The 21,953-nt window shown below is 67.3% G+C and carries 25 protein-coding genes; 12 read left to right on the forward strand and 13 right to left on the reverse strand.

Translation table 11 applies throughout. The features are described from left to right. Positions 1-21: 21 nt before the first annotated feature. Both ACSVDM_RS24160 and ACSVDM_RS24165 read left to right on the forward strand, forming a co-directional pair. On the forward strand, positions 22-900 hold the full coding sequence (locus ACSVDM_RS24160) for an AAA family ATPase (RefSeq protein ID WP_357395490.1): 879 nt from the start codon (positions 22-24) through the stop codon (positions 898-900). After that, positions 897-2,255, forward strand: coding sequence for a vWA domain-containing protein (locus ACSVDM_RS24165; protein ID WP_439268116.1), 1,359 nt, complete (start codon positions 897-899; stop codon positions 2,253-2,255). The genes ACSVDM_RS24160 and ACSVDM_RS24165 overlap by 4 nt, the downstream gene beginning before the upstream one ends. Here the strand turns inward: ACSVDM_RS24165 and ACSVDM_RS24170 are convergent, their stop codons facing one another. From ACSVDM_RS24170 to ACSVDM_RS24180, 3 genes are all read right to left on the reverse strand, one after another. After that, positions 2,256-2,885, reverse strand: coding sequence for a hypothetical protein (locus ACSVDM_RS24170; protein ID WP_439268117.1), 630 nt, complete (start codon positions 2,883-2,885; stop codon positions 2,256-2,258). Positions 2,886-3,000: 115 nt separating this feature from the next. Next, positions 3,001-3,441, reverse strand: a complete 441-nt coding sequence (locus ACSVDM_RS24175; protein ID WP_439268119.1) for a nitroreductase family deazaflavin-dependent oxidoreductase — start codon at positions 3,439-3,441, stop codon at positions 3,001-3,003. Positions 3,442-3,474: 33 nt separating this feature from the next. Beyond that, positions 3,475-3,930, reverse strand: a complete 456-nt coding sequence (locus ACSVDM_RS24180) for a carboxymuconolactone decarboxylase family protein (RefSeq protein ID WP_067493277.1) — start codon at positions 3,928-3,930, stop codon at positions 3,475-3,477. A 176-nt stretch (positions 3,931-4,106) separates the two neighbouring features. Between ACSVDM_RS24180 and ACSVDM_RS24185 the strand changes: the two genes are divergently transcribed. Next, a complete protein-coding gene (locus tag ACSVDM_RS24185) occupies positions 4,107-6,578 on the forward strand; it encodes a tetratricopeptide repeat protein (protein WP_439268122.1) in 2,472 nt (823 codons plus the stop codon). Here the strand turns inward: ACSVDM_RS24185 and ACSVDM_RS24190 are convergent. Continuing rightward, on the reverse strand, positions 6,562-7,086 hold the full coding sequence (locus ACSVDM_RS24190; RefSeq protein ID WP_357150481.1) for a DinB family protein: 525 nt from the start codon (positions 7,084-7,086) through the stop codon (positions 6,562-6,564). The two genes, ACSVDM_RS24185 and ACSVDM_RS24190, sit on opposite strands and share 17 nt — an antisense overlap. A 61-nt stretch (positions 7,087-7,147) precedes the next feature. Between ACSVDM_RS24190 and ACSVDM_RS24195 the strand changes: the two genes are divergently transcribed. Further along, a complete protein-coding gene (locus ACSVDM_RS24195) occupies positions 7,148-8,128 on the forward strand; it encodes a helix-turn-helix transcriptional regulator (RefSeq protein ID WP_439268124.1) in 981 nt (326 codons plus the stop codon). Positions 8,129-8,183: 55 nt separating this feature from the next. On the opposite strand, the gene ACSVDM_RS24200 is transcribed toward ACSVDM_RS24195, so the two are convergent. The 4 genes from ACSVDM_RS24200 to ACSVDM_RS24215 form a co-directional block, all read right to left on the reverse strand. Next, positions 8,184-8,423, reverse strand: a complete 240-nt coding sequence (locus ACSVDM_RS24200) for a hypothetical protein (protein WP_439268126.1) — start codon at positions 8,421-8,423, stop codon at positions 8,184-8,186. Positions 8,424-8,520: 97 nt separating this feature from the next. Beyond that, positions 8,521-9,201: a hypothetical protein gene (locus tag ACSVDM_RS24205; RefSeq protein ID WP_439268128.1), complete on the reverse strand. Its 681-nt coding sequence runs from the start codon at positions 9,199-9,201 to the stop codon at positions 8,521-8,523. A 71-nt stretch (positions 9,202-9,272) separates the two neighbouring features. Next, on the reverse strand, positions 9,273-10,544 hold the full coding sequence (locus tag ACSVDM_RS24210) for a hypothetical protein (RefSeq protein WP_439268130.1): 1,272 nt from the start codon (positions 10,542-10,544) through the stop codon (positions 9,273-9,275). Positions 10,545-10,969: 425 nt separating this feature from the next. Continuing rightward, entirely contained in the window at positions 10,970-11,995 is a 1,026-nt protein-coding gene (locus ACSVDM_RS24215; protein WP_439268132.1) for an HNH endonuclease, read from the reverse strand. A gap of 204 nt (positions 11,996-12,199) precedes the next feature. Here ACSVDM_RS24215 and ACSVDM_RS24220 point away from each other — a divergent pair, with 204 nt between their 5' ends. From ACSVDM_RS24220 to ACSVDM_RS24235, 4 genes are read left to right on the forward strand one after another with little or no spacing between them, the layout of a single operon-like run. Further along, the gene (locus tag ACSVDM_RS24220; protein ID WP_439268134.1) at positions 12,200-12,781 is read left to right on the forward strand and encodes a hypothetical protein; all 582 of its coding nucleotides are present in this window, start codon (positions 12,200-12,202) and stop codon (positions 12,779-12,781) included. 15 nt (positions 12,782-12,796) lie between these two features. After that, positions 12,797-13,351 (forward strand): nucleotidyltransferase domain-containing protein, encoded by a 555-nt coding sequence (locus ACSVDM_RS24225; protein ID WP_439268136.1) that lies wholly within the window; start codon positions 12,797-12,799, stop codon positions 13,349-13,351. Beyond that, positions 13,348-13,476: a hypothetical protein gene (locus ACSVDM_RS24230; protein WP_439268138.1), complete on the forward strand. Its 129-nt coding sequence runs from the start codon at positions 13,348-13,350 to the stop codon at positions 13,474-13,476. The genes ACSVDM_RS24225 and ACSVDM_RS24230 overlap by 4 nt, the downstream gene beginning before the upstream one ends. Positions 13,477-13,484: 8 nt before the next feature. After that, positions 13,485-13,622, forward strand: coding sequence for a HepT-like ribonuclease domain-containing protein (locus tag ACSVDM_RS24235; protein WP_439268140.1), 138 nt, complete (start codon positions 13,485-13,487; stop codon positions 13,620-13,622). A 7-nt stretch (positions 13,623-13,629) separates the two neighbouring features. Here ACSVDM_RS24235 and ACSVDM_RS24240 read toward each other — a convergent pair whose 3' ends face one another. Genes ACSVDM_RS24240 through ACSVDM_RS24250 form a run of 3 tightly spaced genes read right to left on the reverse strand, consistent with a single transcriptional unit; the run spans position 13,630 to position 16,297 of the window. Continuing rightward, positions 13,630-14,277 (reverse strand): GNAT family N-acetyltransferase, encoded by a 648-nt coding sequence (locus ACSVDM_RS24240; protein ID WP_439268142.1) that lies wholly within the window; start codon positions 14,275-14,277, stop codon positions 13,630-13,632. Between the two features lie 42 nt (positions 14,278-14,319). Beyond that, the gene (locus ACSVDM_RS24245; RefSeq protein WP_439268144.1) at positions 14,320-14,958 is read right to left on the reverse strand and encodes a hypothetical protein; all 639 of its coding nucleotides are present in this window, start codon (positions 14,956-14,958) and stop codon (positions 14,320-14,322) included. Positions 14,959-14,998: 40 nt separating this feature from the next. Next, on the reverse strand, positions 14,999-16,297 hold the full coding sequence (locus ACSVDM_RS24250) for a hypothetical protein (RefSeq protein WP_439268146.1): 1,299 nt from the start codon (positions 16,295-16,297) through the stop codon (positions 14,999-15,001). 189 nt (positions 16,298-16,486) lie between these two features. On the opposite strand from ACSVDM_RS24250, the gene ACSVDM_RS24255 reads away from it, so the two are divergent. Further along, positions 16,487-16,693 carry a cold-shock protein gene (locus ACSVDM_RS24255; protein ID WP_067493316.1) on the forward strand — a complete coding sequence of 69 codons (207 nt, stop codon included), beginning with the start codon at positions 16,487-16,489 and terminating at the stop codon, positions 16,691-16,693. On the opposite strand, the gene ACSVDM_RS24260 is transcribed toward ACSVDM_RS24255, so the two are convergent. Then, a complete protein-coding gene (locus ACSVDM_RS24260) occupies positions 16,690-17,472 on the reverse strand; it encodes an MHYT domain-containing protein (RefSeq protein WP_067493318.1) in 783 nt (260 codons plus the stop codon). The genes ACSVDM_RS24255 and ACSVDM_RS24260 overlap by 4 nt on opposite strands. A gap of 398 nt (positions 17,473-17,870) precedes the next feature. On the opposite strand from ACSVDM_RS24260, the gene ACSVDM_RS24265 reads away from it, so the two are divergent. Further along, positions 17,871-18,074: a cold-shock protein gene (locus ACSVDM_RS24265; protein WP_014987157.1), complete on the forward strand. Its 204-nt coding sequence runs from the start codon at positions 17,871-17,873 to the stop codon at positions 18,072-18,074. Between the two features lie 58 nt (positions 18,075-18,132). Here the strand turns inward: ACSVDM_RS24265 and ACSVDM_RS24270 are convergent, their stop codons facing one another. Next, positions 18,133-18,936, reverse strand: a complete 804-nt coding sequence (locus ACSVDM_RS24270) for a nucleotidyltransferase domain-containing protein (protein WP_439268149.1) — start codon at positions 18,934-18,936, stop codon at positions 18,133-18,135. 133 nt (positions 18,937-19,069) lie between these two features. Here ACSVDM_RS24270 and serA point away from each other — a divergent pair, with 133 nt between their 5' ends. Next, on the forward strand, positions 19,070-20,668 hold the full coding sequence (gene serA, locus ACSVDM_RS24275) for a phosphoglycerate dehydrogenase (RefSeq protein ID WP_439268151.1): 1,599 nt from the start codon (positions 19,070-19,072) through the stop codon (positions 20,666-20,668). A 117-nt stretch (positions 20,669-20,785) separates the two neighbouring features. Next, the gene (locus ACSVDM_RS24280; RefSeq protein ID WP_439268153.1) at positions 20,786-21,793 is read left to right on the forward strand and encodes a 3-isopropylmalate dehydrogenase; all 1,008 of its coding nucleotides are present in this window, start codon (positions 20,786-20,788) and stop codon (positions 21,791-21,793) included. Positions 21,794-21,953 lie beyond the last annotated feature (160 nt).

Here is a 21,953-nt window from a genome sequence, read left to right on the forward strand (position 1 = left end):
TTCTCGATATACTCATTACTGATGAGTAACTTCTTTCCCTCGGTGGATCAGGTGACCGACCGGCTGGCAGCGGCCGGTTACCTGCCGTCCCTCGACATCGCGACGGCGGTCTTCCTCGCGGATCACCTCGGCAAGCCCCTGCTGATCGAGGGGCCCGCCGGGGTCGGCAAGACCGAGCTGGCCAAGGCTGTCGCCGCCGCGGCGGGCGCGGACCTGCTGCGGCTGCAGTGCTACGAGGGCATCGACGAGGCCCGCGCGCTGTACGAGTGGAATCACGCCAAGCAGTTGTTGCGCATCACCGCCACCTCGGGTGAGGGGTGGGACAGCACTCGCGATCATGTGTTCTCCGAGGAGTTCCTGCTGGCCCGGCCGCTCCTGGCGGCCATCCGCAATCCGGACCCCACCGTCCTGCTCATCGACGAACTCGACAAGGCCGATGTGGAGCTGGAGGGGCTGCTGCTCGAGGTGCTCGGTGATTTCCAGATCTCGATTCCCGAACTGGGCACGGTCAAGGCCGTGCGCCGCCCGTTCGTCGTGCTGACGTCGAACGCCAACCGCGACCTGTCCGAGGCCCTGAAACGGCGCTGCCTGTACCTGCACATCGATTACCCGACCGCCGAGCTGGAGCGTTCGATCGTCCGCTTGAAGGTCCCGGAATTGGACGAGACGTTGGCCGAACCCGTGGTTCGCACGGTGGCCGCGTTGCGTCAGCTGCCGTTGCGCAAAGCACCGTCGATCGCCGAGACGGTCGACTGGGCGAAGACCTTGGTGGCCTTGCGGACCCGCGAGATCACCTCGTCGGTGGTGCGGTCGACCCTCGGCGTGCTCCTGAAGTACCAGTCCGACCACCGGGTCGCCGTCGAACGTCTGGCACTCGACGGGGAGAGCCCCCGGCCATGACCGCCCCCACCGATCGCCTGGTGGACTTCGTCGGTCTCCTGCGTGAGCACGGCATCTTCGCCGGTCCCAGCGAAACCATCGATGCCGCGTCGGCGATCGTCGCCCTCGGGATGGACGACACCGACCGCCTGCGCTCCGGTCTAGCCGCCTGCCTGCTGCGCCGCAACGGTCAGCGTTCGGTCTTCGACCAGCTCTTCGACCTGTATTTCCTCGGCACACAACTACCGGTGCCGAGCCCGAGTGACGACCCGGACTCCCTGCGTGACCGCCTGATCGCGACCCTCGTCCAGGGCGCCGACACGGCGGAACTGGCCAGGGAGGCGCTCGACACTTTCGGCGCCTACGGCGGGGCGGGGGAGAGCGCGGGTCGGGTCACGCAGGCCTCGGGTGCGGGCTGGTCGTCGTATCTGACGATGAAATCCCTTCGCCCCGATGAGATCTCCGAACAGGTGGTCCAAACGATGGGCGGCACGGGGCAATTCGATGCTGCCGTGCACACCATCGAAGCGCGACGCCGCGTCGACCAGTTCCGGACGGCGGTGCAGAACGAGGCCCGCCTGCGCTCGGCCGAACTGCGCGGCACCGATTACATCGCCCGCCGTGGTGTCGAGAACTCCGCGGACCGAACGGATTTCCTCGGTGCCCGCGAGCAGGACCTGGCCGAGATGCGCCGGTTGGTGCATCCGCTGGCGCGCAAACTCGCGACCCGTTTGGCGGTGCGCCGTAAGAAGGCGGTGCGCGGTCAGATCGATCTGCGCCGCACCCTGCGCCGTTCGATGGCGACCGGTGGCGTGCCCGTCGACCCGGTGCTGCGCGCCCGCAGACACGGTCGTCCCGATCTGGTTGTGCTGGCGGATGTTTCAGGGTCGGTGACCGGATTCTCCGAGTTCACCCTGCAATTGGTGCAGGCGCTGCAGGACCAGTTCAGCAAGGTCCGCAGCTTCGGTTTCGTCGACACGTGCGCCGAGATCACGCACTTCTTCACACCGGGTGAACCCCCACCGCCCGGCTTCGCGCAGAGCATTGTGCGTGAGGGCGGGGTGGCCCGTTTCGGGTCGAGCAACTACGGCGAGGCCTTCCAGGGTTTCGTGGACCACTATCTCGACGCTCTCGGCCCACGCACCTGCGTGCTGATCCTCGGTGACGCCCGCACCAACCGCACCGACCCGAATCTCGCTGCGCTGGAAGTGATGTCGGAGCGTGCGAAAGCGGTGTACTGGCTCAACCCGGAACCGTCGAGCTCATGGTCGACCGGCGATTCCGCCGCCGACACCTACACCGACATCGTCACCATGCACGAGTGCCGCAACGTCCGCCAGCTCACCGAGGTGATCTCCCGATTGCTGCCCGCCTGATCAGCGGTACTTCGTGGTGCCCGCCGGGCCGCGGGAATCGCTGACGAGCTTGGCGAAACATTCGTCGGCCGAGATGGCCATCGCATCGCACCAGGCGTTGGCCGAGTCGGGTTCGGCGAAGGTGGCACCGGCCAGAGTGACCCACCAACCCCGCAGATCGAAGGTGTTCCACTCGTCGCTCCAGATCAGGCGAGTCCCGGGATACTGCTGACGCAGCCGCTGGTGCTGGGCGAGGATTTCGGTGTTCGTCCAGGTGACAACCCGTCCGTCGACATCGGGCGCGACAAGTCCGGTGCGTTTGGCCGAGATCTGTGGCACCCATCGTTCGCTCAGATTCGCGCTCACGAACGGCCGGTCGCTGTCGGCGCGGGCGCGCAAGGTGGCGAACGCCGCGGCTTGCGGGTCGACGGCGGCCTCCGGGGGTGCGTTGGTCGCGGCGATGGTCTGCGCGCTCGGGGGTGGGACGGTTGCTGCCTCGGTGTTCTTGTCGCGTTGCGTGACGACGAAGATGCCCGCCGCGATCACGCCGACCGCCAGCGCGGCCACGACCACGAGCGCGCCGAGGATCCACGGCCACGGCGACGGGCGGGGCGGATACGGTCCGCCCGGTGGATATCCTGGATAGCCCACGATCGCCTCCGGCCTCGTGTCACCGGTGCGTCCGTCTCGGGCACCCGGCCCCGGCCCCTCGATCAGTCTAGAACCGGTCGACGGGCCGTCGGGGTTTCGTTGCGCAACCGCATCCTCACGTGGTGAGCCGGACGACCGCGTACTCCCGGCCCGCCTTGTCCTGGTACTTGCCGTAGCGCGGCGCAGCGGTGGTGATCGCCGCCCAGGCGCTCGCCCGCTCGCCACCGGTGAGCACACGCGGTGTGACCGGAACCGGCTGGTCACCGGGCAGTTCGATGGTCGCGTGCTCGGGGTGGGCCATCAGGTTGCGGAACCAATCGGGGTCGCCGTTCTTGCCGCCGGAGGCCACGAGCAGCCAGCCGTCGCCACCGTCGGAGAACCAGGAGATCGGGGTCTGGCGCGGCTCGCCGCTGCGGCGGCCGACGGTGTGCAGGATGAGCACGTCCATGCCCATGAAGGTGCCGTTGCCGCCACGGATCTTGCGGTTCATCCGAGCGTTCATCTTGTGCTGCATCCAACGGGAGAATCCGCTGTGGGTCTGCTGATTCGTGCTCATGGCAGTGGTCCTTTCGGGTGGTGTGAGGGGGGCTCAGCCCCAGGCGCCGGCGATCTGGCGGGTGGTGGCGTTGAGCCGGTTGAACATGTTGGTGATGCCGATCATCAGCACGATGGCGGCGAGCTGGCGCTCGTCGAAGTAGCTGGCCGCGTGGTCCCAGACCTCGTCGGTGACGGCATCGGCCCGGTCGGCCATCCGGGTGGCGGCCTCGGCCAGTTCCAGTGCGGCGCGTTCTTCGTCGCTGAAGTAGGGCGTTTCCCGCCAGGCGACGACGGTGGCCAGGCGCTCCTCGCTGACACCGGCTTTGCGTGCGGTCTTGGTGCCCGCGTCGACGCAGGAGCTGCATCCGTTGATCTGGCTGACCCGCAGGTGCACCAGCTCCAGGATCTCGCCTTCCACGCCGCCGGTCTTGATGGCGCCGAAGATCTCCTGGATGGGGCCCATCGCGCCGGTCAGGATCATCGCCGGGTTCTGCATACGGGACTGCATGATGTTCTCCTCGGTTTCGCTTGCTCTCCGCTGTTCGCGGTGTGCCTCCATAACAGCCCGCCGCGTGCTTCGAAACGAGGTCTGTGGGACACTCTGGGACAGTGGAAAACGGCTCTGACCTTCGGATTTCCGGCGGGAAAATTGTCGTTTCATACCGGGACACGGAGTGCGGAACAGTGGTGGTGCAACAGCGGGCGTACCCGCAGGACGAGCTGGCGGCGCGGCTGCGCATGCTCCAGGAGCTGTCCGGGCGCGGGGTGCGGGCGCTGGCGCGCGACACGGGGCTGAGTTCGTCGTCGCTGTCGCGCTATCTCAACGGGCAGACGGTGCCGCCGTGGCCTGCCGTGCTGGAACTGTGCCGTCTGGTGAAGCGCGACCCGCGTCCGCTGCGCCCGCTGTGGGAGCGCGCCAACAACCCGCTGCCCGCCCCGCCCAAGACGAGCCGCCAGGTGGCCCCACCCAACCTGCCCGCCGAAGCCGTCCCCCCGCGCAACGACCTACCCCGCGACGTCCCCGACTTCACCGGTCGCGAAGAGGCCCTGGCCGAAGTGCTCGCCGCCGTGCGCACGAACCGGGTGGTGGCCATCGACGGCATGGCCGGTGTCGGCAAGTCGTCGCTGGCGGTACACGCCGCCCACCAGCTGACCGCCGAATACCCCGACGCCCAGCTGTATCTCGACCTGCACGGCTTCACCGACGGCCGTCAGCCCCTCGACCCCGACGCCGCCGTACGCGCCCTGCTCTCGGCGCTGCGCGTCCCGTCGGAAAAGGTGCCGCAGGACGGCGGAGTCGAACTGCGCGCGGCGTGCTGGCGTTCGGAACTGGCCGGATTGCGGGCGGTGATCGTGCTCGACAACGCCGTCGACGCCGCCCAGGTGAGCCAATTGCTCCCCGGCGCAGGCGAATCGGTCGCCATCATCACCAGCCGCAACCGCCTGCTCGAACTCGACGAGGTGCCGCCGGTGACCCTCGAGGTACTCACCCCCGAGGAGAGCGCCGAGCTGCTCGCCCGCGCCAGCGGCGATTCACGGGGTCCCGACGGCAGGCTGGCCAGGGAACCCGAGCAGGCGGCGGAAGTGTTGCGGCTGTGCGGCAATCTGCCCCTGGCCCTGCGGCTCGCGGCGGCCCGGCTGCGGCATCGGCCCGGCTGGTCGGTGGGCATCCTGGTCGAGCGCATGGCCGAGGGCGCAACGGAATTCGACACCGCGTTCGGGATGTCGGTGCGTCAGCTCAATCGCGACCAGCGTCGCCTGTTCCGGTTGCTCGGCCTGGTGCCCGGCTCCACCTTCACCGACTACGTCGCCGCGGCGGTGGCCGATGTGCCGCTGCGCGCCGCACGCGACATGCTCGAGGACCTGCTCGACGCCCACCTCGTGGAGCAACCCGCCGAGGGGCGCTACCGGCTGCACGACCTGGTGCGCAGGCACGCCCGCCAGGCAAGCGCCGAACACGACACCGACGCCGACCGCGAGCGGGCGCTGCGCCGCATCCTCGACTACTACGTGCACACCGCGGCCGCCGCCGACGCCGCCATGCCGTTCCTGTCACCGACCCGTCCCGTGTCGGCCGGTCCCGCACCGAAAGCGGTGCCGCACTTCCCGAATCGCGACGTCGCCTTCTTCTGGTTCGTCAGCGAGTACACCAATCTGATGGCGGTGTTCTACGCCGCCGTGGAGATCGGCGCCAACGAGCACGTCTGCGAACTGCCACGCTTCCTGCGCACCTTCTTCGCACGGCGCTGCGGCACCACCCACCTCAATGCCCTGTTCGAGCAATCCCTCAGTGCCGCACAGCGACTCGGTGACCCACGTCAGCTGGCCGAGGTCCACAGCGATCTGGGTTTCGCCCGCTACAACGCCGGCCGCATGGCCGAGGCGGCCGCCGCCTATGCCGCCGCCGCCCCACTGGTCGCCGAGGCGGGCGACCCGCTGCCCCGCGCCGAACTCACCATGCGCTGCGCCCAATTGCGCTGGGACGAAGGCGATGTCACCGAACCGCTCGAACTGTTCCGCCAGGCCCACGACCTGTACACGCGCAGCGGCTGTCCGCTGAGCGCCGCCGACGCACTCGCCGGCGAGGCCTGGGCGATGCTGCAACTCGGCAAACGCGACGAGGCGGCCGAGCTGGCCAGGCGCGCACTCGACATCTGCGCCGACGACCCGGACCAGCCGCCGTCGCTGCAGGCCCAGATCGCCCTCGGCGTCTCGATCGCCCCCGACGACCCCGATGCGGCCCTGCGGCATCTGGACAGCGCGCTGGCCGCCGCGCGCGCCGACGGTCACAAGCACAACGAGGCGTGGTGCCTGAACTGTCGCGGTGTCGCCCTGCGGGAAATGGGCCGCTACGACGAGGCCCTCGACAGCCACCGCGAGGCCTTCGCCCTGCTCGACGACCTGTTCGAACCGCATTGGAAGATCCACTTCCTCAACGGATACGCCGAAACATGCCGACTGGCAGGGCTTTCCGACGAGGCGCTGCGCCTGTACAACGAAACCCTCGACCTCGCACCGCGACTCGGGTACCGGTTCGAGCAGGCCAGGGCCAACCAGGGCATCGCCGACGTCCTCGACGACTCCGATCCGGCTGCCGCGCAACAGCATCGCGCGGCGGCCGAGGAGTTGCTGAGCGAACTCAGCCCATCGACTTAGCCCCGTCGAGGGCCTCCCTGATGATGTCGGCGTGGCCCGAGTGCTGCGCGGTCTCGGTCATGATGTGCATGAAGGTGCGTCGCGCGCTCCACCGCCCGCCGGGTTCGAACCAGGGCGCCTCGGGCAGCGGCTGAGTCGCGTTCAGGTCGGGCAGCGTGCGCACCAGTTCGTCGGTGCGGGCCGCGACCTGGTCGTATTCGGCGAGCAGTCCGGCGAGCGTCTCGCCCGGCAGCATGCGGAAGGCATTGCTCCATTCCGCGAGCTGCTCCTCGGTCATCGAGTCGAAACTCGGGCCCGCCGCAGGGCCCTCGACGATGAACTTCGCCCAGTTCGCTTCCACCGCGGCCACGTGTTTGATGAGCCCGCCCAGGCACAGTTCGCTCACGGTGGTGCGCAGCGCGGCCTGTTCGTCGGTGAGGTCGCGCGTGGTGTTGCGCAGGAAGTAGCGGTGCTTGGCCAGCATCTCGAGGAGGTCGGCGCGTTCGGTGTCGAGCACTGTTTCGGTCATGAATCCCAAGGTAGAAGGTATTGCGGTCAGTTTCTGTCCGCAATGAACGGATACTGGAAATATGGCTGATACCAGTGCACGCACCCTGCGGCTGCTGTCGTTGCTGCAGACCCACCGCTACTGGCCGGGCACCGAACTCGCGGCGCGGCTGAAGGTGTCACCGCGCACCCTGCGCCGCGATATCGACCGCCTGCGCGACCTGGGCTACCCCGTGGACGCGCGTCCCGGCATCGAGGGCGGCTATCAGTTGGCCGCGGGCGCGGCCATGCCACCGCTGGTGCTCGACGACGACGAGGCCGTCGCGATCACCGTCTGTCTACAGGCCGGTTCCGAAGGCGCGGGTGACGGCCTCGCCGAACCGTCCGTGCGCGCTCTCGGCAAGCTCGGCACCGTCCTGCCCGCCCGGCTGCGCCGTCGCGTCGATGCCCTGCGCGCCATGACAGTTTCCGCCGGCTGGCACGCCGTCCCGCTCTCCGACGTCGATCCCTCGGTCCTCACCGACCTGGCCCTCACCTGTCGCCGCGAGGAACGCCTCACCTTCACCTACACCGCCGCCGACGGTCGGACGAGCAGCCGCGAGGTGGAACCCCACCGCCTGGTCTCCCTCGGCCGCCGCTGGTATCTCGTCGCCTACGACCTCACCCGCCACGATTGGCGATCCTTCCGCGTGGACCGCCTCACCGACTCCCATGCCACCGGAATCCACTTCCGTCCGCGCGAGCTGCCCGCCCCCGATGCCGCCACTTTCGTTCGCAACGGAATCGGCGGTGCGCGAACGGGTTACAGGGTGGTCGCCGAGATAGAAGCCTCCCCCGAGCACGTCCGCTCACGGGTGGGTCGCTGGTGCACCATCACACCTCTGCCGGGCAACCGCACCCGCGTCGAGCAGACCGTCGACTCCCTCGACTGGCCCACCTATCTCCTCGGCCGGGTGGAGGCCGAGTTCACCATCATCGAACCGCCGGAACTCATCGCAGTCGTGAGTGATTGGGGATCCCGATTCGTGCGCGCGACAGATTCGGACCGGGCTGGGACGGCATAAGGAGGTCCTGTCCCACGGCTCAGGATCGCCGCCCTAGACGGCCGATCCCGGTGGGTCAGTCCACGCTGCCGAAGGCGCCGTGCGGCAGCAGGTGGTGCAGCAGCTTTCGCAGCGGGTAGTGGCCGAGGTGCAGGCCGTTGTCGTGATGACCGTTCCGATCGACGAATTCGATGGACTGCGAGGGTGTTTCGGGAGCGGCCGAAGCCTGGGCGGTCACGCCGGCCAGGGGAGCGGCGACGAGCGCACCCATCACGGCGACTCGGATCACGGTGCGGTGCGGAGAACGGTCGAACATGGGCAGATCCTCTCGGGTGAAACCTTCGGACCCCACTCTCGCCTAGTTCGTCGCCGTTGTCGCGTGATGTTCAGTGGGGTGGGCCCGGGTGCGCTCGCTATCGATACCCGTCTTGCGGACGCGGCACTTGGGGGTGGTGTCCCGGTGGAGCCCACTGTGCCTGTGGTGCCGCGTATCCGGGCGCCTGCGGCATGCCGGGGTGCTGGTACGGCATCCGGGGCGCGGCTGGTGCCCATGCCGGCCGCTGATTCCCTCGTCCGCACCACTTTCGGGTCGACGGCAGGAGTGCGAGCAGGAACGTCACCGCGGGGAACACGAGCAGGAGAATCGGCAGGAACCACGGCAGCTCGATGTGCGGTCCGAGCAGCGAGTTCACGGCCGACTGCCCGAACACCACCTCACGGAAGAGTCGGCTGCCCATATCGAAGTGCCCGAACTGCGCGACGGAGGTGATCACCCCGGCCACGTAGGCGCCGATGACCCCCGCACAGCCCAATGCCACCATCGTCGGCCCGGACTTCCCGCGCCGGAACAGCATGAGCGCCCCGATGAACAGCAGCACCGCCGCGACGACGTCGACCACCAGCAGCACCGCCGACACGATGGAGACCCACGCGGGCGCGTACCCCCACGCGAACAGCGGATAGTCCGACGTCACCATCCGCACCATCGCGGCGATCATCCCCACGACCCCGAGGATCCCGCCGACCAGCGCCGACATCCCGGCGACGATCGCCGTCCCCCCGCTGGGAGGTCGTTGGACTGGCGCGGGATACATCAGGGTCCTCCTCGAGTCGGCTGCCACCACTCTGACTCATACCCGTCGCGCTGTCGCGCCACGCATCGAGCTCACCCCCGATGTCGCTGCGTCCGCCGCCGTTCGAAGAACAACTGATCCACTTCCACCGGCTCGACCATCGCCGTGATCTCGGCGAGTCTGCTGTCGTACCGATGCTCGGTGATGCACCGGTGCAGGTGGGCGCGCCGCTCCGGTCCCAATCCGCCCCACACCTTCCCGAAACGATTCTGTGCCTCGGGTCCCGACGCGGCGACGAGATCGAGGAGCGCGGGCCAGCACCCGGTTTCGGTGGCCCGCGCCGGCAGCTCCGCGACCGCTGTATCCGACAGTGCCGCCAGCGTATTGCCGACCTCGTTCCTGGCCCGCTCGTCCATGCGCGAGGCCAAGGTGAACAGCCCACGCCAACTCTCGACATCGTCGCGGTGCTCCAACGTCGACACCACCCGCGCGCCGACGCCCGGCTCGTCGAACACCCGGTTGCCGACAAGCGACCACAACCCGAGCGGTGTCAGATGCCCTACCAGCGTCAGGAATTCGGGTATGGCGCCGACCGTCAGCGCGTTCCGTACCAGCTTGGTGACGTCGGCAGGCTGGGCATTACCGAACAGCACGTCGCCCACTCGGCGCACCACGTCGTCCTCGCAACGCGAAAACACCGACAGCGCCGCATGTTGCAACCCCGGCGGCCCGTTGAGCACCGTCTGCAGCATGCGCGGGATCCGGTGATGCGGCCCGTCGAGTAGCTGGCGCACAACAGCACTCAGCACTTCGGCATCGAACGAGTACGCCGCCGAGTAGATCAGCCCCGCATCGTCACCCACACCGGCCTCCACCGCCGCGATCAATTCCGGTGTCGCACAAGACAGGAACGGCCCCGCCGTCACATAGTCGCGCCGCCGCAACAACTCGTTGACGATCCGCACCACCGGCCGCGCGGGCGCCTGATCGGCCAACTGCGCGATCGCCCGGGGATCCAGATACGGTGCGCAATCGGCCGCATAACTCGTATCGAGCATCGCCAACGTCTCCACAGCCTTCTGCGGATGTTCGACCCCCACAGCCCCCGCCGCCCGCCCGGTCATCATCGGCGGAACCAGCTTCTGCACCAACGGAATCGAGATCGTCAGCGGAATATACGGCACCAGCGCACTGATCCGCCGAAACGTCGTCGCGTGCTGATCGAACAACACCGCCGACACTTGCGCCTGCAACTCGTGCAACCGCGCCGCCCCGAGATACCGCAGATGATGCACCCGCTGCGGATGCACATGCAATGTCCGCGCCAACAGAATCAACTGCGCCCGCGTAGTCAGATCCGTCATCGCCCACCGAACATGATCTTCTTCGCCACCCGCCGCAAGGGCCGAGGCAAGGCCCCCACCAACGAGTCGATCGACCTGTCCATAGTCGCCGCCTCGAACGCCCCCGCCGCCCTCACCAGCTCGAACAAGTCCCTGGCCTCGCGCACCGGCAACCGCTGCAGCGCAGGCAACCCAGCCGACCCACCCTCATCATCCCCACGACGGATGGTCATACGAGCTCCCCAATACACAGTCCTAGCACTTCGAGGATGCGCCTTACCGTGCACGTTGGACAGCGTTTCCGTGAATTGCTGTGTGGGGCAATGAAAAGGGTTGCCCAAATACATGTAACCCACGCTCACGGAAGTGTCGTGCCGGGACGGACGGCGCCCGCGATGCTGAACGGTCAGGACTATGTCGCCGCGGAATCGGACCGGATTGGACCTTTAAGTCGATCTGGCGTGTTGAGGATCCGCTGTGGCTGCCGAGCCCATCGGAAAACTCGATCCGACGGTGATCGGTTTGAACCGTTGCACATCAACACTTACACGGGTACCAGAGGTCGAACCGGTCTCGACTTTCATGAATTGGGCAAAGCGCTCTTCGAGCCGCTCAGCTGACGGCCGCAACGACTTCTTGTCCGGCAGGGTGAGTTGTGCGGCATGCATGCCTTTCAAAGCAAACTCGAGAATCGGCCCTTCGTCTGCAGCCTCGGCCAGCGCCGGCCCGATGTAGACCTTGTAGTCAGGGGAGATGCCCATGAGATTCAGGTCGTAGGCGGCGTGATGGATCTTGCAGAGGCTCAGACCATTCGGAATATCGGCGATGCCGTGCACCTCCTTGTCGCCGATGATGTGCGCGGCCTCCAGCAGTTGCGGCCGTCCGAGTCGGCAGACCGCACACCGGTTCTTGTAGGCCAACAACACTCGACTGCGAAACTGAGGCTGGTGCAGTCGCTGCTTGGTGACGCGCTGCACATACCGACGTTCTGTCTCGGTCAGATGCTGCGGGTCGTTCACATCACGTAGCGACTCGTCCAGCGCGAGCAGGATCCGCCGGTTGGCGGGATCGTCGGCGACAGCGTAGACCGGGAACACGGGCAGGTACCGGATATCACTACCCACCTTGATCCAGCGCAGCAGGATCAGCGGTAGTTCCGTGACAACAGATTTCCGTAACTTGACGTTGTCGCCGCGGTCGATCGGGCCCTCTCGGTAGGCATACGAGAACAGCGATTCGCCGACCTCCGCATCGACATACGGACTGCCCGGCTTTGACATGATCGACAGCGTCGACGCGAAATCCTTCGGGTTGCGTATGCCCCGATTTCGGTCGATCAGCTGGATCGAATAGCCCCCGACCCGGAAGGCCAACAGGTCGTCACGAGTTACCGATCCGCCCCGCTCGTCCACCAGTTTCGTCAGCGCATCGAAGATATCGAATCGAAGCGCCCGTTCATCCCCAAGTTCCACGAGTGAAGTGTGTCATGGACATCCGACAAGTTCCGATGGTCGCGGGATGCTCAGCTTCGAGAGATGCTGTCCGCCAACGAATCGTGGGGTTGGGTGTCTGACTTGCGATCGGGGTGAGGGATCACGCGGATCAGGGTCGGTGGGCTGGCGGGGTGATTCCGGTTGGGCACCGGCTTCGACATGCAGGCGGCGCACAATTGGTTCATGAATACCATTGTGCAGCAACTGATCACCGTGACGGGAGTCCTACTGGGGGCAGGCGCGACATTCGCCGGTGCCGCATTCACCGAACGGGCGAAGTGGCGTCGGACTCAACAGAGCAGGTGGGACGATCGGCGGCTAGTTGCCTACAGCGAGTTCGCGAACGCGCTCAAGAACTATTCGGTGGTGTCTATGCGGATGGCTGCAGGCAGGGGCTTTCCGAGCGCCGGGCAGTCGATCCCGGCCGAGGAAGGAGAACGTCTTTTGCTCGAGGCCGACTCCGAGAAGACGTTGAAGTGGGAGATGGTGTTGCTCCTCGGGTCCCCTGAAGCTGTTGCCGCCGCGCGGGCCTGGAACAAGGCAGTGTGGGAGTTGAGCCTTGTGGCGCGTGGCGCTGAAATCAGTCATGAGGAATACATCCGTGCCTTCGAGGCGGCCGGGCACAAACGGAATGCCTTCTACGAGTGCGCCCGCAACGACCTCGGGGTTCGAACCGGTGAGTTGCCGTTCGGTGACGGGCCATGGCTTCCGCAGAATGCCGGTTTCGGGGTAGTCGCGGGAGGCGAGGTGGGGTCGCCGGCCTGAGTCGAACAAGCTGCGGTGATAGCGAATGCGCTATCACCGAGGGATGGCAACGGGCTATGGCACGCAGTCGACCGCGGGGGCCTGGTTCGCGAGGCGCGACGTCGTCGCGGGTTGCCCCAGCGTGAGTTGGCGAAGCGGGCAGGGGTTGCGCAGTCGACGGTCGCGACTGTGGAGGCGGGGCGGAGGCAGCCCTCGTTCGCGATGGTCGAGCAGTTGTTGGGTGCGGCGGGGTTCCGGTTGGGGACTGCACTGGTGAACGCGGTGCGCCCGAGCGTGCTGCTCGAGGAGCGCCGGAGTGAATTCGAGGCCGTCCTGACGCGCTATCCGGTGACCAATGTGTGGTTGTTCGGGTCGGTTGCCCGGGGAGAGGACCGGCCGGACTCCGATCTGGATCTGCTGGTGGAGTTGGCGCCGAACTCGTCGGTCCTCGACATCCTGGACCTGGACTCCGAGCTCCGCGACCTGCTCGGGTGTCCGGTCGATGTGGTGACGACGGCTGATCTAGAGTCGAACGAACTGCTTCGCCGTGGTGTCGATCGCGGTCCGAAGCGGCTGGCCTTCGCCGCGTGAGTGACGAACGGGTCGATCAGCGGCTGCTCTATGTCGACGCCACGCTGAAGGAAATCGCCGACCTGGCCGCTCGAGGACGAGCCTCGTTCGATGCCGACATCGCGGTGGCTCGTGCCTGCGCCTGATCAGGGGGATGCGCAATCGAATTGCACACAGCTATTGGCTTGTAGATGACGACATCGTCTGGGTCGTCGTCGATGTGCATGCGGCTGATCTGCACAGGCGCTTGGCCGATGAAATCGAAGCGGCCCGAATTCGATTGGCAGAGTAGTTGGTGATCAGAGGGGCCGGGTTGAGCGGACCATGGTCTGTTGGTGGACCTTTGAACCTTGGTAGCGCAGGCCGGGGACTGCCGCCGGGACTCCATGGGCAGTGAACCCGTGACGTTCGAAAAAGCGGACTGCGCGGGTGTTTTCAACGAGGGTTTGCAGGTAGCAGCCAGGTGATCCGCTCGCACTGAGGTGGTTGAGGAAGTGGTGCATCAGGGCGTCGGCGGCGCCTGTTCCTCGGGCGGGTGGGGCGAGGTTAATGTGGAGGTGGGAGGGCCAGCGGGGGTCGGTGAGTTCGGTGGCGAGGGGGTGGTGGCGGAGTTTGGCGATGGCGGTGTCGGTGAGGGCGCGGGTGAAGAAGGTGGCGGGTTTGCGGCGGAGGAGCAGGCGGTGGTCGCGGATTGCGGATTCGAGGCGGGCTTCTTCGGTGGGGAAGGTGGTGCTGTCGACGCAGCCGGTGAGGTAGCCGACCAGGCGGCCGTCGTCCACCGCGAGGAAGAGGGAGTCGGGGGCGAGGTCCATGTAGGGGGTCAGGTACACGGCTTTCTCGGATTCGGGGTGGCCCCAGAGGGTGGCCGTCGGGGAGCCCTCGCCGACATGGGAGGCCAGGGCCGTCAGTTCCGGACGGTCGGCCTCGGTGTATCTGCGGATCTCCACAGATTCAATGTACGCACGAAACCTCCTGCGGACTCAGCGGTTTCAGCGAGGTGGGCAGATCTTGATGGCGTCTCGGGAGATGCAGACGTCGTATTCACCGGGGGAGGCTATGACGGCGTTTCCGTAGGCGGAGCGGATGAAGGGGGAGGTGTACCAGCGGTTTTCGCGCATGTCTTCGAAGAAGTCGCGGTCGGAGCCGTTGAGGAAGATGTGGGATTGGGTGGTGGGTCGGCCGTCGAGGCGCTGGCCGTAGAGGCGGGTGAGGGTGTAGCCGGAGTGGAAGCCGAGGGCGTTGACCCAGGGTTCCAGTTCGACGATGGCTGCCTGCATCACCCACAGGTCGCCTTCGACGCGGTGGGTGGTGCGGTCGGTGACGGCGCCGTCGGTGTCGAAGGTGGTGACGTCGAGTTCCAGGGATTGGTCTCCGACGGTTTTGGCGATCACGTGGGCGGCTTTGATTTCGCCGGTGAGGCCCAGGTAGGTCTGGAGGAGGGTGGCGATCCAGAGAAGCAGGGTGGCTGCGAGGAGGAGTGCGGTTCCGGGAATCGCGCGGCCGAGAACGGATTTGAGGCCGCGGCGGCGGGTGGTGGGCAGGACTGCCGCGACGAGCAGGGCGACGCCGACCGCGAGCAGGACGAGCAGGCCGATCTGGGGGAGCCCGAAGGACACCGGGAAACTCATGAACTGGGTATACCCCGAAAGCTGTTGCGGCAGGCCCTGACTAGAGGGACTGATCCGGCAAGGAGGGCTGACGCCGGCGCAGGATCAGGGCGACGATGGCCGCGCAGACGAGCGCGATGATCACCGCGACGGTGCCGGGCACAGGTCCACGGTCCACCTCCGTGGTGCGATACCAGGCCGAGGAGTAGGCGAGGTGGCCGAATTCGGTGTCGCTCAGTGCCACCCCGAGGGAAGGGACGAACAGCACGCAGAAGCCGACGACCGCCGACGAGGAGTTGACCGGAACCGCACTGCCCACGCCGTAACCGCAGATGGCGCCGAGCGCGAGGCAGCCGACGGCCGCGGTGAGTGTCGCCGGCGGCGCGGTCATGTCGGCGGCGAGGGTGAGGCCGGCCAGCGCCACGATCCAGAGGGCGGCGGCGAGGGGGCGTGGGCGGTGCAGGCCGAGGCCGAGACCGAGGGCGATGGCGACGAGAGTGCCCAGATCCACCCAGCCGTTGCGGGGCAGGGTGATGACCAGGCTGCCCGCCACCGAGAACGACGACATCAATGCTGTGAGCACGCCGTCGCGCTCGGGCAGTACGAGAGCGGCGGCCGCGGTGGCGGCGAGCACGATGATCGAGGCGATCACCACGTGCCGCAGGCTGGTCTTGTGGTGCGACACGTTCAGCGAGGTGAAGATGATCGCCGAGTAGACGAAAACGGCGGCGAGCACCGGCGCGAGCGGTATCGCGGAATCGGTGTGTGACGGGGCGGGCGCGGCGCTGGTGACCGCGAAATACGCGAGCGCGAGCACGCTGCCCCCGATGAACCACAGCGGCAGCGAGCCGGCGAGCGCCCCGTCGAAACCGCCGGTGGTGTCGTCGGTCGGCGTCTGGGTGATGTCACCGAGGACCGTGGCCCCGATCGCGGCGAACAGGAACGCGATGCGCAGCCGCTGCTCGTTCCACACCGCCACCGCGGTCGCGCCGAGCGCCATCCCGGCCAGCAGCGCGTCGACGAAGTTCAGGGTCGCCAGGGATACGCCGCTGTCGAGACGGCCGTCGCTGCTGTCGCCCGCGGCGAGCAGGTGGCTCAGCAGAATCCCGGCGAGCGCGAGCAGCGCGGTCCAGCGGGCGGTGCGCACACTGCCCACCGCCACGGTGACAGCGGCGGTGATGACCGCGATGAACGCACCGCCGGTCATCGCGCGCGGGATGTTGAACACGAGCAGATCGTCGTGGGCGGACTCGCCCAGATCGGCGAAGCTGATGGGCATCATGATCGCGAGCACCGCCACGGAGGTGGCGACGACGATCGTGAGTGCCTCGGCGGCGGGCCTCGCCGCGACGCGGATCATGAGCAGCCGTGCCGGAGCGGGGGTCGCGCAGGATGGTGGGACACCGGATCTCCGTTCTCGCGGACGAACCTGGCTGGAGTTTATCCAGCTCGGGTGCGTCGACCGGTCCGTGCGCTTTCGTGTCGCGCCCGACGGCATGCGACCATGAACGAATCAGCATGTCAGGCAAATGATTAGGAAGGTCGGTGGATGACCGGCGGCGTGGTGAGCTGGTTCGACGGCGGCAAGGGGTTCGGTTTCATCACCCCGGACGCGGGCGGACCGGAGGTGTTCGTGGAGTACACCGAACTCGTCGGCGAGGGGTTCCGGACACTGCGGGCCGGTCAGCGCGTGGAATTCGCGGTGCACGAGACGCGGCGCGGTCCCGAGGCGCAGCGGGTGCGCGTCGTCGACTAGTTCTGACCACTCGGCCAGAAACGGCTGGCGCGTTGCCCGTGGATCGGGCGGGTCGGGTTCGGATCCTCGGCCTCGGTGATACCGACCTGCATGAGCAGGATCATGGTGACCATGCTGATGGCCACGATCAGTGGTGTGAGCAGCTGTGACGCGGTAGCGCCCGTGGCATGGGCGACATGCGCGCTGGTGTGGGCGCTCATGGAGAACATGCCGGTGTAGTGCATGCCCGTGACGGCCACGCCCATCAGCAGAGCCGCGCCGATGGTGGCGAGGAAACCGTGGATGTGCAGGGCGAACCAGAGGGCCGCGGTGGCGGCGACCACGGCGATCACCAGCGAGGCGACCACGACAGTCGGCTCGTAGACGATCTCGATGTCGGTTTTCATCGCGTACATCCCGGCGTAGTGCATGGCCGCCACGCCGAGACCGGTGATCGCGCCGCCCACCGGGAGCGCGGCGGTGTCCCAGCTGCGGCGTACGACGATCGACAAGCCGAGCCACACCACGGCCATGGCGACGGCGGCGCTGAACAGTGTGATCGGCACGTTGTAGCGGATGGTCGCGCCCTGCACGGAGAAACCGAGCATGGCGATGAAGTGCATAACCCAGATGCCGGTTCCGCCGAGTGCGATCGCGGCGGCGGTGAGCCATCCGCCGTGGATGCCGGAGGCGCGCGAGCGAACCATGCAACGCAGTGCCAGCATCGATCCGAGGACCGACATGAGATAGGCGAGCAGCGGGGTCAGCCAGCCGTAAGTGAAATGGTTGATGTTCAGCACGCTCAGCTCCTTGCGCGTTTTCCCGTCGGGGGTGTGTGCACCCTCACGAAACGGAAAGTACGCTGGTAGAGAATTTGCCGTACTGGTTTTATCGAAAATGTCTAGGGTCGCTGACGGTGGTGGGTCACCGCGCAATAGGGTTATCGATGGTGATGCGTTCCAGTCGGTTCGGTACGTGTTCCGGACAATTCGCCGCATCCCTGCGGCAACTGCGTCGGCATCCACGCAGCATCCACCTCGCGGACTATGTGACAGCACCAACTGGCAGCTACCAGGGTTGGCTTGCTCACAGCGCTCCGGCGGAGGTGTGGAGGAATTTCCGAAACCGTGGCATTGTTGAACAGCGAGACCGGGACCGGACTATTAGGACCTGGCTCGTCTACAGGAAAGTTTTTGAAATGGCTCAGGGCATTGTGAAGTGGTTCAACAGCGAGAAGGGCTTCGGCTTCATCGCGCAAGACGGCGGAGGCCCCGACGTCTTCGTGCATTACTCGGCTGTCAGTGGCTCGGGCTTCCGCTCCCTCGATGAGGGTCAGCGTGTGGAGTTCGAGATCGGCCAGGGTCAGAAGGGCCCCCAGGCTCAGGACGTCCGCGTCCTCTGATTCTGCGCGAACCAGCGTACGAACGTGAAGCTCCGCACCGGATGGTGCGGAGTTTCTGCTATTTCAGGGCCTCCGCGCGGAAGAACTCGTCGGTCACCGCCCGCGCCGTGCTGAGGTCGCGCGGCGCACGTGCGGTGAACTCTGTTGCCGCCCTGGCGAACTCGCCGTCGATGAAGGCCGGGATCAGGGCAGGCGGTGCGCCGGCCCCCATCTCGCGGGTGCGCGACTTCAGGTCCGTGAGTTCGGTGATCGCCGCGACCAGATCGGCGGGCAGCTCGCACTGCGCCATCAATGTCGGCAGGTGCATGGGCGCCACCGCCGCGCCGGGATGCTCGCGCAACCAGCGCAGCGCCATCGCCGGGCGCAGCGAGTAGAACACCTTCTTCAGCCCGCCGTTGCGCGCGTAGAGCCCCCACTGGCGGGCACCCAGGTGCAGATAGTGACGGGCGATGCGGTCGCGGTCGGCCACCTGAGCTGCGACTTCACGCAGCCGGGCGCGGAAGTCCTCGTCGCCGCGATAGACGATGGGTGACATCAGCCACTCCACCAGCACCGCGTTGCCCTGCACCAGCAGGCGCAGCGCCTTGGCCAGATCCCAGCCGTTCACGTCGAGCAGGCCCGCCAGCGGCGTCTCGATCACATCGCGGGTACGCCACGGCGACAGATACGTCTCCAGGCCCGCGACATAGACGAAACGGCAGTCGTAATCGGAATCGGGGGACGGGAAACCCCAAGCACGGCTACCACTTTCGATGGCCAGGCGGATGCGCACACCGTGCTCGGCGGCCACCCGGTCGAGCTCGGCGTCGACGGCGGCCACCACGGCCGGATCCATCGACTCGGGGACGGTGCGCAGCGACATGCGGTGATGTTAAGGGGCGCGGCTCCCAGGGTTCACCCGGTTTTCGGGCAGGGGGGTAAGGGGACCCGAACCCCGGCGACTATTCTGGGCCGCGGTAACTGCCGACCCCTTTCTTCCCCAGGAGTACCCCACAGTGAGCCAAGCAGGCCGTCCTGTAGTTCTGATCGCCGACAAGCTCGCCCAGTCGACCGTCGACGCGCTCGGTGACGGTGTCGAGGTTCGCTGGGTCGACGGCCCCGACCGCCCGGCGCTGCTCGCCGCGGTCCCCGAGGCCGACGCGCTGCTCGTGCGTTCCGCCACCACCGTCGACGCCGAGGTGCTCGACGCGGGCAAGAAGCTCCAGATCGTCGCCCGTGCCGGCGTGGGCCTCGACAACGTCGACGTGCCCGCCGCCACCGAGCGTGGCGTGATGGTCGTGAACGCGCCCACCTCCAACATCCACACCGCCGCCGAGCACGCGGTCACCCTGCTGCTCGCCGCCGCCCGCCAGATCCCGGCCGCCGACGCGACGCTGCGCGAGAAGACCTGGCAGCGCAGCAAGTTCAACGGTGTCGAGATCTTCGGCAAGACCGTCGGCGTGATCGGCCTCGGCCGCATCGGTCAGCTGTTCGCGGCCCGCCTGGCCGCGTTCGAGACCAAGATCGTCGCCTACGACCCCTACGTGTCGCCGGCCAAGGCCGCCCAGCTCGGCATCGAGCTGCTCTCGCTCGACGAGGTGCTCCAGCGTGCCGACTTCATCTCGGTGCACCTGCCCAAGACCCCCGAGACCAAGGGCCTGCTCAACGCCGAGCGTCTCGCGCTGACCAAGCCGGGCGTCGTCATCGTCAACGCCGCGCGCGGTGGGCTGATCGACGAGCAGGCACTCGCCGACGCGATCACCAAGGGTCACGTGCGTGCCGCGGGCCTCGACGTGTTCGAGACCGAGCCGTGCACCGACTCGCCGCTGTTCGACCTGCCGCAGGTCGTCGTGACCCCGCACCTGGGTGCGTCCACCTCGGAGGCCCAGGACCGCGCGGGCACCGATGTCGCCAAGTCGGTGCTGCTCGCGCTGGCCGGTGAGTTCGTGCCCGGTGCCGTTAACGTCACCGGTGGTGCCGTGAACGACGAGGTCGCCCCCTGGCTCGACGTCGTCCGCAAGCAGGGCGCGCTGCTCGGCGCCATCGCCAACGAGCTGCCCGTCAGCATCGAGGTGCAGGTGCGCGGCGAGCTGGCCGCCCAGGACGTGGCCGTGCTCGAGCTGTCGGCGCTGCGCGGCGTGTTCTCGGCGCTGGTCGAGGACCAGGTCACCTTCGTCAACGCGCCGTCGCTGGCCAAGGAGCGTGGCATCACCGCCACCGTCACCACCGCCACCGAGAGCCCCAACCACCGCAGCATGGTCGACCTGCGCGCCGTGTTCGGCGACGGCTCCACCCTGAACGTGGCCGGTTCGCTCACCGAGCCCGCCCAGGTGGAGAAGATCGTCAACATCAACGGCCGCAACTACGACATGCGCGCCGAGGGCCTGAACCTGGCCGTGCTGAACTACGGCGACAAGCCGGGCGCGCTCGGCAAGATCGGCACCCTGCTCGGTGAGGCCGAGATCGACATCCTGGCCGCTCAGCTGAGCCAGGACGTGGATGCCGAGGGCGCCACCGTCGTGCTGCGCGTGAACCGCGAGGTGCCCGCCGAGGTGCAGACCGCGATCGGCGAGGCCGTCGGCGCCGCCAAGGTCGTCCTGGTCGACCTGGCCTGAGATTGACGTCCCGGTTCGACGCCGGGACATCGGCAGCTGCGCGCCGTCACCCCACGGTGGCGGCGCGCACTCGTATCCCGGTGGCGAACCGCCCCGGCTTCGAAACGGAGCTTGTTCATGAAACTCGCAGTCATCGCCGGTGACGGCATCGGTCCCGAGGTCATCGCCGAGGCGCTCAAGGTGCTCGACGTGGTGTCGCCCGGTGTCGAGAAGACCGAGTACGACCTCGGCGCCGCGCGCTACCACCGCACCGGAGAGATCCTGCCGGAGTCGGTGCTGCCCGAGCTGAAGCAGCACGACGCGATCCTGCTCGGCGCGATCGGCGACCCGTCGGTGCCAAGCGGTGTGCTCGAGCGTGGGCTGCTGCTGAAGACCCGCTTCGCGCTGGATCATCACGTGAACCTGCGGCCCTCGAAGCTGTACCCGGGCGTCACCAGCCCGCTCAGCGGCAACCCGGACATCGACTTCGTCGTCGTGCGTGAGGGCACCGAAGGGCCGTACACCGGTACCGGTGGCGCGATCCGCGTCGGCACGCCGCACGAGGTGGCGACCGAGGTCTCCAACAACACCCGCTTCGGCATCGAGCGCGTGGTCCGCTACGCCTTCGCCACCGCGCAGGCCCGCCGCAAGCACCTCACCCTGGTGCACAAGAACAACGTGCTCACCTTCGCCGGGTCGCTGTGGCAGCGCACCGTCGACGAGGTCGGCGCCGAATTCCCCGATGTGGCAACGGCTTACCAGCACATCGACGCCGCGACCATCCACATGGTGAACGATCCGGGCCGCTTCGACGTGATCGTCACCGACAACCTGTTCGGCGACATCATCACCGACCTCGCCGCCGCCGTGAGCGGTGGCATCGGCCTGGCCGCCTCGGGCAACATCGATGCCTCGGGCACCAATCCGTCGATGTTCGAGCCGGTCCACGGCAGCGCCCCCGACATCGCGGGCCAGTCCAAGGCCGACCCGACCGCCGCCATCCTCTCGGTGGCCCTGCTGCTCAACCACCTGGGCAACACCGAAGGCGCCGCCCGCATCGAATCCGCCGTCGCCAAGGACCTGGCCGCCCGCACGGGCACCGCCTCCACCGTGGAAATCGGCGACCGCATCGCCGCCACCGTCTGAGGAAACCGACAAGAAGGGCCCGCGCCGGCAACTCGCCGGTGCGGGCCCTTTCGTGTGTGCTCATCGGCCTGGAAGACATCCGTGCGGTGAAACAGCTACGGCGGCGAAGGATCCGTAAGTCGCTTGCCGTTGAGCGCCTTTCAGCTTCGCGGATCATCAA

Source organism: Nocardia sp. JW2 (assembly GCF_051843015.1).
In the GTDB taxonomy this organism is placed as follows: Bacteria; Actinomycetota; Actinomycetes; order Mycobacteriales; family Mycobacteriaceae; genus Nocardia; species Nocardia coubleae.